We start from the raw sequence: 13,830 nt of genomic DNA on the forward strand, positions 1-13,830 counted from the left end.
CGGCTTCGCACGTACGTCGGTTCCGCGATGCTCCCGATCGCGGCGAGCATGGTCGCCTACCTCCTCGCCCAGCTCATCGCACTGGCCATCCCGCAGGTGCTCGAGTCGATCGTCGACGGCCCCCTGGCCGATGGCGACCGCGAGGCGGTCGTGCCGCTCTCGCTCCTGGTGCTCGGGCTCGGCGCCGGTGAGGCCGCGATGTTCGCGCTGCGGCGCTGGCTCGTGATCACGCCGACCACCCGCGTCGAGGCCCGCATGCGAAACGCGCTCTTCGCCAAGCTGCAGGACCTGCCGGTGAGCTTCCACGACCGCTGGCCGAGCGGCCAGTTGCTCTCGCGTGCGGTGACCGATCTCGGCCTCATCCGCCGCTGGCTCGCATTCGGCCTCGTGCTCCTCGTCATGAACCTCGTCGTCATCCTCATCGGGGCGGCGATCCTCATCTCGATGAGCTGGATGCTCGGGCTCATCTACCTCGCCTGCTCGATCCCCCTGTGGATCGTCGGATATCGCTTCGAGGGTCGCTACTCCGAGGTCACGCGGCGCAGCCAGGACCAGTCGGGCGACCTCGCCACGGCGGTCGAGGAGTCGGTGCCCGGCATTCGTGTGCTGAAGGCCTTCGGCCGCGGCAAGCATGCCCTGAGTTCGTTCCGCGCGCAGGCCGAGCGGTTGCGATCCACCGAGATCGAGAAGGCCCGCCTCGACGCGAACATCTGGGTGTGGATCCTCTTCGTGCCCGCGGTCGCCCTGGCGATCTGCCTCGTGCTCGGCGTCTGGCTCGCGTCTCAGGGACAGCTCTCGGTCGGTCAGCTCGTCGCCTTCTTCGCCACCGCGGCGGTGCTCGCCTGGCCGATCGAGTCGATCGGGTTCCTCCTGGCCTTCACCCTCGACGCGCGCACGGCGACCGATCGGTACTTCGACATCATGGACACCGAGAACTCCGTCACCGACCCCGAGCGACCCGTGTCGCTCGAGCGGCCGCGTGGGGAGCTCGCCTTCCATGACGTGCGCTTCCGCTACCAGGATTCCCCCGAGCGCTTCGGCGACCTGCTCGACGGGGTCGACCTCGTGCTCGAACCGGGCGAGACCATGGCGCTCGTCGGGCTCACCGGCTCGGGCAAGACCACGCTGACTGCGCTGACGACCCGCCTCTACGACGTGACGTCGGGCTCGGTCAGCCTCGACGGTGTCGACGTGCGCGCGCTCACTCGCGAGGAACTGCGCCGTCACATCGCCATGGCGTTCGAGGACGCGACGCTGTTCTCGGCGTCCGTGCGCGACAACGTGCTGCTCGGTCGCCCCGAGCTGGCCGGCGACGATCCCGCGACCAGGGAGGAGGCCGATCGCGTGCTCGACGAGGCGCTCGGCATCGCGCAGGCCGGGTTCGCCTACGACCTCCCCGACGGCGTGGAGACGAAGGTCGGCGAGGAGGGCATGAGCCTCTCGGGCGGGCAGCGCCAGCGACTCGCGCTCGCACGGGCGGTGGCGGCGAAGCCCGCGGTGCTCGTGCTCGACGACCCGTTGTCGGCACTCGACGTCGCGACCGAGGCGAAGGTGGAGGCTGCGCTGCGCACGGTGCTCGCATCGACGACGGCGCTCATCGTGGCGCACCGCCCCTCGACGGTCATGCTCGCCGACCGGGTCGCCCTGCTCGAGGACGGCCGGATCACCGCGGTGGGCACCCACTCGGAGCTCCTCCGCGAGTCGGAGCACTACCGCTTCGTCATCTCGAGCCTCGAGGACGAGGAGCGCCGGGCGAAGGCCGGGGCATCCGACCGCATCGATGCCGAGGGGCTCGATACGAGCGCAACGACCTCGGCCGCTCCCCGGCCGCCCGAGGAGACCGCACGAGAGGAGGCGATCCGATGAGCACCGTCACCGGCGTCCAGGGCGAGGAGCGTCACGACTACACGAAGGCCGAATCCCACCACATCCGGGCGCGAAGCCTGCGGCTGCGCGGTGCGCTGCTGCACCCCCTGCGCACGCAGCTGTGGCTCACGATGGGCATCATCGTCCTGTCGACGGCCGCGCAGGTCGCCGGACCGGCCATCATCGCCTACGGCATCGACCAGGGCCTGCCGGCGCTCATGCGGCAGGACTGGATGCCGCTCGGCCTCGCCGGGATCGGGTATCTCGGCACGGGTGCGATCGGCGCATTCCTGATCGGGTGGTACATCCGGCAGGCGGCGCGGATCAGCCAGGCGGTGCTCATCGACCTGCGCACCCGCGTGTTCCTGCACACGCAGAAGTTGTCGCTGGAGTTCCACGAGTCCTACACCTCGGGGCGCATCATCTCCCGACAGACGAGCGATCTCGACGCCATCCGCGAGCTGCTCGACGAGGGCATCAACCAGCTCGTCATGGGTGTGCTGTACATGGTGTTCACCGCGGTGGCCCTCGTCTGGCTGGACTGGACCTCGGGTCTCGTGCTCGTGGCCACCCTCGTGCCCCTCGCGGTGCTCACGCGGTGGTTCCAGGTCCGTTCGCAGCGGCTGTTCCGCCGCTCCCGCGTGGCGAGCGCGAACATGATCGTGCAGTTCGTCGAGACCATGACCGGCATCCGAGCCGTGCAGGCGTTCCGCAAGGAGCGCCGCAACGAGCGCGAGTTCGCCGCACTCGTGGAGGACTACCGCGGCGTGAACTCACGGGTGCTCGGACTGTTCGCGGTCTACAACCCGTCGCTCGCGTTCATCGGCAACGCCGCGGTCGCTGCGGTGCTGCTCGTCGGCGGGTTCCGCGTCGTCGACGGTGCGCTCGAGGTCGGCGTGCTGCTCGCGGCGCTGCTGTACACGAAGCGCTTCTTCGACCCGATGGAAGAGCTCGCCATGTTCTACAACTCGTACCAGTCGGCGGCATCCGCGCTCGAGAAGATCTCGGGCGTCCTCGAAGAGGAGCCGAGCGTCCCCGATCCCGCGCGACCGGTAGACCTGTGGAACGCCGACGGCCACGTGCGGTTCGAGAACGTCGAGTTCGCGTACACGCCCGATCGGGTCGTGCTGCCGCGGTTCGACCTCGACATCCCGGCCGGGCAGACGGTCGCACTCGTCGGTTCGACGGGTGCGGGCAAGTCGACGCTCGCCAAGCTGATCGCGCGGTTCTACGACCCGAGCGACGGCGTGGTCGAGCTCGACGGCGTCGACCTCAGGGCCATGCACCCGAAGGACCTTCGGCGCGCGATCGTCATGGTGACGCAGGAGGCGTACCTCTTCTCGGGATCGGTGGCCGACAACATCGCGCTCGGCAGGCCCGACGCGCCGTTCGACGAGATCGTGGCCGCGGCGAAGGCGGTCGGCGCGCACGAGTTCATCGAATCGCTGCCCAACGGGTACGACACCGACGTGAACAAGCGCGGCGGCCGGGTGAGCGCGGGGCAGCGGCAGCTCATCTCGTTCGCGCGGGCCTTCATCGCGAACCCCGCCGTGCTGATCCTCGACGAGGCGACCTCCTCGCTCGACATCCCGAGCGAGCGCGCGGTCCAGGAGGGGCTCACGTCCCTCCTCGCCGACCGCACGGCGATCATCATCGCGCACCGCCTCTCGACGGTCGCGATCGCCGACCGGGTCCTCGTGATGGAGCACGGCCGCATCGTGGAGGACGGCTCGCCCGCCGAGCTCATCGGCGGCACCGGCCGCTTCGCGGCGCTCCACGCGGCGTGGCGCGACTCGCTCGTGTGAGGCCGGCCGCGGCATCCGTTCAGTGTCGGATGCCGCAGCCGGTCACCCGGGCAGCACCACGATGGGGGTCGGACCGAAGCCGTTGAACCCGGTCGCGGTCGCGGCGGTGTACGCACCCATCATCGGGCTCACGAGCACGTCGCCGGCTCGGAGCGGTGGCAGGCGGAGGGCCCGCGCCATGACGTCGAGGCTGTCGCACGTCGGGCCGGCGAGCGTGACGGGCTGGTGGGCGCGGGCGCGCAGCCGGCGCACCGCGCGATCCCGGTCGGGTTCGAGGTCGCCGGCGTGCTGGTCGAGTTCCGCGGCGGCGAAGACGAGCGGATGCGTCGCCTCCGACGGGATGTTCGAGAACGCACCGTAGACCCCGTCGTCGAGGTACGCTCAGCAGCCGTCGGCGCGCTCCGTGGTGCCGACGACCCGGGTTGCGAGCGTCATGGCGGGCGCCGAGAGGAACCGACCGGGCTCGACGAGCACGCGGTATCGCGAGGGCGCCTCGGCGAGGGCGGCACGAATGTCGCGGGCCAGCGCCGAGAATTCGGGCACGGGCTCGTCGTAGGGCACCGGGAATCCGCCGCCGATGTCGAGCGTGTCGAATCGGATGCCGTGGGCCCGTTCGAGGCGGCGCATCAGGGCGAGCGTGCGATGGATGGCACGCATCCACGGTCCGACCGACACCGTCTGGCTTCCGACGTGGAAGGTGAACCCGGCGACGCGAAGGCCGGCCCGAAGGCAGTGCTCGACGAGCGCGGCGGCCCGCTCGGGAGCGACCCCGAACTTCGACGACAGGTCGCATCGCACCTCGGGATTCGGGAACGAGAGTCGCACCAGCACCGCGACATCCGACGGCAGGCCGTGGAACTTCGAAACCTCGCCATGGCTGTCGACCACGAACGTCCGGATGCCGCGAAGGTATGACCCCGTGATGTCGGCGACCGTCTTCACGGGGTGCGTGTGCAGGCAGCGGCCGATCGCGACGCCCTCCCGCTCGAGCAGGTCGATCTCGCCACGGGACGCGACCTCGAAGCTCGCCCCGAAGGCGTCGACGGCATGGACGACGGCGGGGTGGGGGAGCGACTTCGTCGCGAAGTGGATCTGGACGTCAGGCAGCTCCTGCCGCAGCGCGAGGAGCTGCGTCGTCACCCGGTCGACGTCGAGCACGAAGAGCGGGGTGCCGTGCGTGCGTAGCAGCGCATCGAGACGGATGCGGGCGGCGTATGCGGCCAGCTCCCGCCGAACGAGTTCGCGGTGCGGCGGCTGCTCGGCCGGGGGTTCCGCCGGCTCGGCGGAGCCCGCCCGGGATGCGCGAGCGACGCGGTCGGCGAAGCGCCGCGATCGTGCCGCGAGTGTGGTGCTCATCGGAGTGCTCCCTCATGTCGGGTTGCGGAGACGATGGGGCGGGCGGATGCCCCGGACGCACGCGTCCGGCCGGGCGGGTGCCCGCCGTCGGGGAGGATCGCGCGGCGGCCGAGCTCGAACGAGACGATCGCCACGGCGTAGAACACGGCGTCGGCGGCGAGCTTGCCCACGAGCCAACCGCCGACGTGGCCGCCGAAGGCCGCGGTCGCGGCGAGGAGCAGGGCGGGTCGCACCGCGAACGTGTCGACCAGTTCGGCCGGTCCGAACTCGGCGGCGACGGCCCGGGCGGTGAGCCAGGTCGTGGCCCAGACGCGCTGCGCGCGCCGCGGCATCCGCCGCACTCGATCCGACCGTGCGTGCCCGCGAGCGGCGCGCGCGACGACGAGCGCGTAGTACCCGGCGCTCTCACCGAGCGTGCCGGCGATCGCAGCGACCACGAGCGAACCGCTCAGCTCGTAGCCGAGCCACGCGCTTGCGACGGCGGAGATCGTGCCGAACACCTCCAACGGGAGGTACCGCATCACCCACCCGCGCACTCGCACGCGATCGATCGACAGCATGCGGCGATCCTTCTCGCGCGCGCGAGGCGCCGGATCCGGGCGGCCCCGCGAGATCCGTGCGTGCTGACACTGGTCGAGGAGCCCGACGCCTGCTTACCCCTCGAACTGGGAGGAACGGCGACCATGCGCGACGCGATAGCCTCGCCCCAGGGTGGAGGAGACCCCGAAGGTCGACGCTGCCCGTGAACGGAGGAAGATGAACGACGCTCGCCCCCTGCGCGTCGCGATCGCCGACGACGCACTGCTGCTCCGCGAGGGGATCGCCAAGGTGCTGGAGGGCGGTGGGCTCGACGTGGTCGCATCCGTCGGAACCGGCGACGAACTCCTCGAGGTGCTGCAGGCAGGTGACGTCGATGCGGCGGTGCTCGACATCCGGATGCCGCCGAGCTACCGCGACGAGGGCATCGTCGCGCTCGAATCGATCCGCGCCAACGGCTCGACGGTCGGCGTCCTGCTGCTCTCGATGTACGCGACGCCCGAGTACGCCCTTCGCGTCATGGGCGCGGGCAGCGGCACGGGCTACCTGCTGAAGGAGCGGGTCTCGGAACCCCAGACGCTCGTGCGGGCGGTGGAGACGGTCGCGTCGGGCGGTTCCGTCGTCGATCCCGAGGTCGTCGAGCAGTTGGTGAAGCGCACCCGGGCGGATGACCCGCTCTCGCGCCTGACCGAACGGGAGCGCTCGGTGCTCGAGCTGATGGCGCAGGGCTACTCGAACGGCGGCATCGCGCAGACCCTGTTCCTCGGCCTGAAGACCGTCGAGACGCACGTGCGCAGCATCCTCCAGAAGCTCGACCTCGAGGAGTCGCCCGAGCATCACCGGCGGGTGCTCGCCGTGCTCACGCTCCTCGGCGAGCGGTGATGGCGCCCGGCCGTAAGGGCCGGATCGTCAGACGAAGCATCGCCATCGCGGCCGTCGTCGCCGTGAGCCTCGCGATGGAGGTGTCGGGATTCCTCGCGACCCCCGACGCCGAGCGCCCCGAGGTGGCGTGGGTCACGCTGCACGCGGTCGTGCCGCTCGTGTTCGCGGCGTGCGCCGGCATCGCCTGGGCGATCGGCCCGTCGCGGGTGCCGGCGCGGCTCATGGTGATCTTCCCGATCCTGTGGATTCCGCAGACGTTCTACGCCGTGATCGGCGGGCTCGGCTGGCTGTGGCCGGTCGTGCGCGGCATCGACCTGTGGTGGGCCGTGCTCACCGGCATCCTCGTGCTGGTGTATCCACGCGGGTGGCTCGGCGACCGCACCGACCGTGTGATCGCACGCATCGCCGTGGCCGCCTCGCTCGTGAACCTCATCGTGGTCGTGCTGTTCGCCTCGCCCGACGCCGCCCCCTGCGACTGTGCGCCCAACGTCTACCAGATCACCGAGGCGCCCGCGCTGTTCGCGTTCGTCGACATCGGCTTCCGGGTCGTCGGCGCCGGCCTCGCCCTCGTGATCGCGGGCCGACTCCTCGTGCGGTGGGTGCGAGGGAGCGTGCCCGCGCGCGCGGTGGCGTTCCTCATGCCGGTCGCACTGCTCGCCTGGGTCCTCACCGTGCTGGCCCTGGTCGTCAGCTACGCCATGTCGGCGACGAGCCTCCAGGTCATCGACACGGTCTCGCTCATCGCCATCGCGTCGATCCCGGTCAGCTACGTCGCAGGCATCGCGCACACCCGGAACATGCGCGCCCGCGTGGCCGACCTCATGCGCATCACCCGGGAGGGCGCCGACCGCGGGCTCTGGGCCGAGTCGCTCGCGCGCACGCTCCGTGACGCCTCGGTGCGCGTCTACTGGTGGGACGAGGAGAACGGCCGATATGCGGATGCCGCGGGGGAGCCCATCGAGCACGACCCCGCCGACCGCAACGGCGACCACAGCCTCCTGCCGGTCTCGTCGCCGACCGGCATGCCGATCGCGCTGATCCGCCACGACCGGGTGCTCACCACGAACTCGCGACTCCTCGACGGCGTGTCGAGCGCACTGCGGCTCTCGGTCGACAACGGCCGGCTGCGATCCGAGATCGAGCGAACCCTCGAGCAGGTGCGGCAGTCGCGCCAGCGCATCGTCGAGGCGGGGGTCGAGGCGCGACGTCGCATCGAGCGCGACCTGCACGACGGCGCCCAGCAGCACCTCGTGTCGCTGGGGATGAGTCTGCGGCTCGCCGCCAACACGGCGCGCGAGCATGGGGACGAGCCGCTGACGTCCGCCCTCGAGGACACGATCACCATGCTGAACCAGGCGCTGCGCGAACTGCGGGAGCTCGCCCACGGCATCCACCCGAGCCTGCTGTCGTCGGGCGGACTGGCGCTCGCCGTCCCCGAGCTGGCCGGACGCTGTCCCGTGCCGGTCGAGGTCGACGTGCAGGCCGAGGGGCGGCTCCCCGAGCTCATCGAGTCGACCGCGTACTTCGTGCTCGCGGAATGCCTGGCGAACGTGGCCAAGCACTCGGGGGCGTCGCGGGCGTGGGTGCGAGCGCACGTCTTCGACCACGAGCTGCGGCTCGTGGTGCGCGACAACGGGGTCGGCGGCGCGTCACTCGAGGCCGGCACCGGCATGCTGGGCATCAGCGACCGGATCGACGCCGTCGACGGCTCGCTCGAGCTCGAGAGCCCGCCCGGCGCCGGGACCACCGTGACGATGCGGATTCCGCTGCACGAGGCGCCTTCCGAGTAGCGCCCGTCACGGACGCCAGCGACACGCGGCCAGGTCGATCCGGTAGCCCTCGTCGTCGGTCGTCGGAAGGAGGGGTGTGCCCTCGGCCTCGTAGTGACGGCGAGCGCGGTCGCCCTTGCCGACCGGGGGTCGCCCGCCGGCGCGGATCACCCGCCACCACGGGACCTCCGCCCCGCTCTTCGCCATCACCCGGCCGACCGCGCGGGCTCCGCGCGAACCGAGTAGGGCCGCGACGTCGCCGTAGGTCGCGACGTGCCCGGGCGGGATGTCGGCGACGACCGAGAGCACCGCCTCGGTGAAGTCCGCCGATGCAGCGACGGTCACGGCACCCGGGTCAGAGCTGGAGCTTGCCGATGCGGTCGCCGTACTGCGTCTCGCCGACGTCGACGAAGCCGATGCGCAGGAAGAAGGCCTCGGGGCCCTCTTCGCCCGGCTCCCAGAGCACGTTGATGTGGTCGAACCCGCGACGCTTGGCCTCCTCGGCGAGTGCGTGTGCCAGGAACCGGCCGACGCCCCTGCCCTGTGCCTCGGCGTCGACGTTGATGCGCCAGATGCAGGCGCGGAACTCCTCGTGCTCGTTCTCGGGGTCGAAGTTGCCGTGGATGAAACCGACGACCTTGTCGTCGTTGAGCGCGACGCGCTGCCACGAGGTCGCGGGGTTCACGACGGATGCCTCGGCGGCGTAGGTGACCGGCGCGATGAACTGCTCCTGGCCGGGCTTCAGCGACAGCGAGTTCGCGGCCACGATGTTCGACGCGTTCAGTTCTTCCAGTCGCAGGTCAGCCATGCGCCAAGGCTATATGGTGGCCCCGCGCGGTCGGAAGCCGTGCGTGGGACCCGGTGAGGGCCGGTCGGCGACGTCGCCGCGATTTGTCTCGATGTCGAGACAGTCGGACGAGGCGGTAAGCTGGCAGGCGGCGTGTCCGCTCCGCCGTCCGAGACTTTCCTCATCGCCTCGAGAAATCCAAGGAGAACTCCACTTGTCAAAGATCAAGGTTGAAGGCACCGTCGTCGAGCTCGACGGCGACGAGATGACGCGCATCATCTGGCAGGCCATCAAGGACCAGCTCATCCACCCGTACCTCGACGTGAACCTCGAGTACTACGACCTCTCGATCCAGAAGCGCGACGAGACCGACGACCAGATCACCATCGACGCCGCGAACGCCATCAAGCGGCACGGCGTCGGCGTGAAGTGCGCGACCATCACGCCCGACGAGGCTCGCGTCGAGGAGTTCGGCCTGAAGAAGATGTGGCGCTCGCCGAACGGCACCATCCGCAACATCCTCGGCGGCGTCATCTTCCGCGAGCCGATCATCATCTCGAACATCCCGCGCCTCGTTCCCGGCTGGAACAAGCCGATCGTCGTCGGCCGCCACGCGTTCGGCGACCAGTACCGCGCCACCGACTTCCGCTTCGAGGGCGAAGGCACCCTCACGATGACGTTCACGCCGAAAGACGGCTCCGAGCCGCAGTCGTTCGAGGTGTTCCAGGCCCCGGGTGCCGGCGTGGCAATGGGCATGTACAACCTCGACGAGTCGATCAAGGACTTCGCCCGGGCCTCGCTCAACTACGGGCTCGACCGCAACTACCCCGTCTACCTCTCGACGAAGAACACGATCCTGAAGGCCTATGACGGCCGCTTCAAGGACCTGTTCCAGGAGGTGTTCGACACCGAGTTCAAGGAGCGGTTCGACGAGGCCGGCCTCACGTACGAGCACCGCCTCATCGACGACATGGTCGCCGCGAGCCTCAAGTGGGAGGGCGGCTACGTCTGGGCGTGCAAGAACTACGACGGCGACGTGCAGTCCGACACCGTCGCCCAGGGCTTCGGGTCGCTGGGCCTCATGACCTCGGTGCTGGCAACGCCCGACGGCAAGGTCGTCGAGGCCGAGGCGGCGCACGGCACGGTCACGCGCCACTACCGCCAGCACCAGCAGGGCAAGCCCACGTCGACCAACCCGATCGCCTCGATCTACGCCTGGACGCGCGGCCTCGCGCACCGCGGCAAGCTCGACGGCAACCAGGAGCTCATCGACTTCTCGCACACCCTCGAGGACGTCGTCGTGAAGACCGTCGAGTCGGGCGCCATGACGAAGGACCTCGCGCTCCTCGTCGGTCCCGACCAGGCGTACCAGACGACCGAGGAGTTCCTCTCGACGCTCAGCGACAACCTGAAGGCGCGCATCGCCGCGTAGTCCCCGTTGCGGAGGGTCGGATGCCGCGGCATCCGACCCTTCGGCGTTTCCGTGCTCCGGCGACCCGCGGTGCAGGATGGGGGCATGCGGGTTCTCCACCTCGTTCGCCGGTACCGGGTCGTCGCGCTGACCCTGGGGCTGGGGCTGCTCGGAATCGTGCTGTGGCTCGCGGGCGCCGAGCCGGCGGTGCAGTGGATCTTCAGCGGGTACGCGCTCGCCGTGGCGGCCTGGCAGGCGGTCGGCATGGTCCGCGACATCATCCGCGGGCACTGGGGGCTCGACGTGCTGGCCGTGACGGCGATCGTCGCCACCGTGCTCGTCGGCGAGTACGTCGCCGCGCTCATCGTCGTGCTCATGCTCACGGGCGGCGAGGCCCTCGAGGACTACGCCAGCCGCCGCGCGAAGCGCGAGCTCGATGCGCTGCTCACCCGAGCTCCTCAGTCGGCGCACCGCATCGACGGCGACGAGATCGTCGACGTGCGCGCCGACGAGGTTCGCCCGGGCGATGTGCTGCTCGTCCGTCCGAGCGAGATCGTGCCGGTCGATGCGATCCTCAGCTCCGACGAGGGCGCGTTCGACGAGTCATCCATCACCGGTGAGAGCGTGCCGGTCGAGAAGCGCACCGGCGACGAGGTGCTGAGCGGCTCCGTGAACGGGCCGGTCGCCGTGGAGGTGAGGGCGACGGCGCCCGCGGCCGAGAGCCAGTACCAGCAGATCGTCGCCCTCGTCGCCGAGGCCGCCGAATCGAAGGCGCCCGTCGTGCGCCTGGCCGATCGGTACGCCGTACCGTTCACGGTGTTCTCGCTGGCGCTGGCGGGCATCGCGTGGTGGCTCTCGGGAGACCCGGTGCGGTTCGCCGAGGTCCTGGTGCTCGCAACGCCGTGCCCCCTGCTCATCGCCGCACCCGTGGCCTTCATCGGCGGCATGAGCCGGGCGGCGAGGAACGGCTTCATCGTGAAGGGCGGAGGGGTGCTCGAGCAGCTCTCCGCGGCCAAGACCGCCGTGTTCGACAAGACCGGCACGCTCACGCGCGGCCACCCCGAGCTCATCGAGATCAGGACCGAGCCCGGGTTCAGCGAGGACGAGGTGCTGCAGCTCGTGGCATCCGCCGAGCAGTACTCGTCGCACGTGCTCGCCACGTCGATGATCGAGGCGGCGAGATCCCGTGGGCTGCGACCTTCCGAGGCGGACCGGGCGAGCGAGCACGCGACGAACGGCGAGCGTGCGACCATCGGGGGCCGCGACGTCGTGGTCGGCAAGTTCGGCTTCGTCGCCGAGCATGCGCGGGATGCGGCGCGAACGGCGATCGGTCCGGGCGAGCTCGCGGTGTACGTCGGGATCGACGGCCGGTTCGCCGGCGCGTTGCTCGCCAGCGACCAGGTGCGCGACAACGCCGCGGCGACGCTCGAACGGCTTCGCGGGCTCGGAGTCCGGGACACGATGATGCTCACGGGTGACGCGCAGGCCACCGCCGACCACATCGCGGCGGAGCTCGGGATCACACGCGTCCGGGCCGAGGCGCTGCCCGCCGACAAGGTGCACGAGGTCGCCTCGATCACGTCCCGGCCGGTGATCATGGTCGGCGACGGGGTGAACGATGCGCCGGTGCTCGCAGCCGCGGACGTCGGCATCGCGATGGGTGCGAAGGGGGCGACCGCCGCGAGCGAGTCCGCGGACGCGGTCATCCTCGTCGACGACATCTCAGGAGCGGCGAAGGCGGTCGAGATCGGCCGCGACACCGTGCGCATCGCCCTGCAGAGCATCTGGCTCGGCATCATCGTCAGCGTCGGCCTCATGATCGTGGCCGCCTTCGGCGTCATCCCGGCCACCGCGGGTGCACTGCTGCAGGAGGTGGTCGACCTCGTCACGATCCTCGCGGCCCTGCGCGCGATCGGAGGGCGACGCGACGGGAGGCAGCCTGCTCGCAGCGCCACCGCGAGGGTCTCGGCCCTACGCTGAGGGGCCGCCGTCGTCACGACTCGGTAACGGCTCCGGATGACGTCGCGTTCCTGCTTGCGTCGACTTCGTTCGTAATGTTTACTAACGATCGCACTGCACCACCAGGGGAACCAGCACTCCGCTGGCCCTTCTCCGATGAAAGGAAACGACGAAATGAGGAAACTCGGCATCGTGGCGCTCGGCGCCGCTGCTGCGATCACGCTCGCCGGTTGTGCCTCGGGAGGCACCGGCGCCTCCGAGGAGGGCGCGGAGATCCGCGTCTGGCTCGTCGGCACCGACACGCCCGACGAGGCGCGCGACTACTTGAAGGCGACGTTCGAGGAGGAACACCCCGACGCGACGCTCGTGATCGAGGAGCAGTCGTGGGACGGCCTCGTCGACCGTCTCACCACGAGCCTCTCCGGGTCCGACAGCCCCGACGTGGTGGAGGTCGGCAACACCCAGGCGTCGGCATTCACCTCGGCCGGAGCATTCCTCGACCTCACCGAGCACTTCGACGAGCTCGGCGGCGACGACCTGCTGCCCGGCTTCGTCGAGGCGGGCTCGTACGACGGCAGGTTCTATGCCGCACCCCTCTACGCCGGCTCGCGTCTCGTCTTCTACAAGAAGGACGCTCTCGCGTCGGCCGGCCTGTCGGTCCCGACCACGCTCGACGAGTACATCGCGAACGGCGAGGCGCTGGCGGCCGCGAACCCCGGGAAGTCGGGCATCTGGTGGCCGGGCCAGGACTGGTACAACGCCCTCCCGTACATCTGGGAGAACGGTGGCGAGGTGGCGGTTCCCGACGGTGACGCATGGGACGCGCAGCTCTCGTCGGCCGAGTCGATCGCCGGGCTCGAGCAGGTCCAGCAGGTCATGACGAACGCGTCGGCCGCACCGAAGGACGGCAATGAGACGAGCCCCGAGGTCGGCTTCTGCGATGGCACCACCCTTCAGCTGTCGGCGCCGAGCTGGGTGAAGTGGTCGATCCTCGCCCCGGCGGATGCCGAGGCGCCGGGTTGCCCCGACCAGGAGGAGAACCTCGGCGTGTACGCCCTGCCGGGCATGGACGGCGGCGCCGCGCAGGTCTTCGCCGGCGGCTCGAACATCGGCGTTTCGGCCAAGTCGGCTCACCCCGAGCTCGCGATCGACGCCCTCGAGATCATCCTCTCCGACGAGTTCCAGACGATCTACGGTGAGAACGGCCTCGTGCCGGCCAAGCTGTCGCTCGCCGACACGCTCGGCACCGACGACGTCGCCAAGGCCATCGCCGCTGCCGCCGGGAATGCGAAGCTGACGCCGGCCTCGCCGAACTGGGCCGACGTCGAGGCCGCCGGGATCCTGCAGGACCTCTTCGTCAAGATCGCGCAGGGTGGCGACGTCGCGGCCCTCGCCGCGGCGGCCGATGAGGAGATCGAGGCGATCCTCAACGACTAGCCGGAGTCATCCTGCTGCGCG

11 protein-coding genes and 1 pseudogene are annotated in these 13,830 nt (G+C 70.3%); 7 read left to right on the plus strand and 5 right to left on the minus strand.

Annotated elements, in window-relative coordinates:
• Positions 1-27: 27 nt before the first annotated feature.
• Positions 28-1,866 carry an ABC transporter ATP-binding protein gene (locus tag HUS56_RS11925; protein ID WP_173923786.1) on the plus strand — a complete coding sequence of 613 codons (1,839 nt, stop codon included), beginning with the start codon at positions 28-30 and terminating at the stop codon, positions 1,864-1,866.
• Positions 1,863-3,671, plus strand: a complete 1,809-nt coding sequence (locus HUS56_RS11930) for an ABC transporter ATP-binding protein (protein ID WP_173923631.1) — start codon at positions 1,863-1,865, stop codon at positions 3,669-3,671. The genes HUS56_RS11925 and HUS56_RS11930 overlap by 4 nt, the downstream gene beginning before the upstream one ends.
• A gap of 42 nt (positions 3,672-3,713) precedes the next feature.
• Here HUS56_RS11930 and HUS56_RS11935 read toward each other — a convergent pair.
• The 3 genes and pseudogenes from HUS56_RS11935 to HUS56_RS11945 all read right to left on the minus strand — a co-directional run.
• Positions 3,714-4,040, minus strand: a pseudogene (locus tag HUS56_RS11935) (hypothetical protein); the annotation flags it as partial.
• A gap of 12 nt (positions 4,041-4,052) precedes the next feature.
• Positions 4,053-5,027: a type III PLP-dependent enzyme gene (locus HUS56_RS11940; protein WP_173923632.1), complete on the minus strand. Its 975-nt coding sequence runs from the start codon at positions 5,025-5,027 to the stop codon at positions 4,053-4,055.
• Entirely contained in the window at positions 5,024-5,587 is a 564-nt protein-coding gene (locus HUS56_RS11945; protein ID WP_173923633.1) for a hypothetical protein, read from the minus strand. Before HUS56_RS11945 ends, HUS56_RS11940 begins: the two co-directional genes overlap by 4 nt.
• Before the next feature lie 196 nt (positions 5,588-5,783).
• Between HUS56_RS11945 and HUS56_RS11950 the strand changes: the two genes are divergently transcribed.
• Positions 5,784-6,446, plus strand: a complete 663-nt coding sequence (locus HUS56_RS11950) for a response regulator transcription factor (RefSeq protein ID WP_173923788.1) — start codon at positions 5,784-5,786, stop codon at positions 6,444-6,446.
• Positions 6,446-8,236 (plus strand): sensor histidine kinase, encoded by a 1,791-nt coding sequence (locus tag HUS56_RS11955; RefSeq protein ID WP_173923634.1) that lies wholly within the window; start codon positions 6,446-6,448, stop codon positions 8,234-8,236. The genes HUS56_RS11950 and HUS56_RS11955 overlap by 1 nt, the downstream gene beginning before the upstream one ends.
• A gap of 6 nt (positions 8,237-8,242) precedes the next feature.
• Here HUS56_RS11955 and HUS56_RS11960 read toward each other — a convergent pair whose 3' ends face one another.
• Positions 8,243-8,560, minus strand: a complete 318-nt coding sequence (locus tag HUS56_RS11960) for an MGMT family protein (protein ID WP_173923635.1) — start codon at positions 8,558-8,560, stop codon at positions 8,243-8,245.
• 10 nt (positions 8,561-8,570) lie between these two features.
• A complete protein-coding gene (locus tag HUS56_RS11965) occupies positions 8,571-9,023 on the minus strand; it encodes a GNAT family N-acetyltransferase (RefSeq protein WP_173923636.1) in 453 nt (150 codons plus the stop codon).
• Positions 9,024-9,216: 193 nt separating this feature from the next.
• On the opposite strand from HUS56_RS11965, the gene HUS56_RS11970 reads away from it, so the two are divergent.
• The 3 genes from HUS56_RS11970 to HUS56_RS11980 all read left to right on the plus strand — a co-directional run bounded on the left by HUS56_RS11970 (position 9,217) and on the right by HUS56_RS11980 (position 13,809).
• A complete protein-coding gene (locus HUS56_RS11970) occupies positions 9,217-10,434 on the plus strand; it encodes an NADP-dependent isocitrate dehydrogenase (protein WP_173923637.1) in 1,218 nt (405 codons plus the stop codon).
• Positions 10,435-10,518: 84 nt separating this feature from the next.
• A complete protein-coding gene (locus HUS56_RS11975) occupies positions 10,519-12,393 on the plus strand; it encodes a heavy metal translocating P-type ATPase (protein ID WP_173923638.1) in 1,875 nt (624 codons plus the stop codon).
• A gap of 153 nt (positions 12,394-12,546) precedes the next feature.
• A complete protein-coding gene (locus HUS56_RS11980) occupies positions 12,547-13,809 on the plus strand; it encodes an extracellular solute-binding protein (protein ID WP_173923639.1) in 1,263 nt (420 codons plus the stop codon).
• The last annotated feature ends 21 nt before the right edge of the window (positions 13,810-13,830 follow it).

The organism is Agromyces sp. Marseille-P2726 (genome assembly GCF_902809835.1).
GTDB lineage: Bacteria > Actinomycetota > Actinomycetes > Actinomycetales > Microbacteriaceae > Agromyces.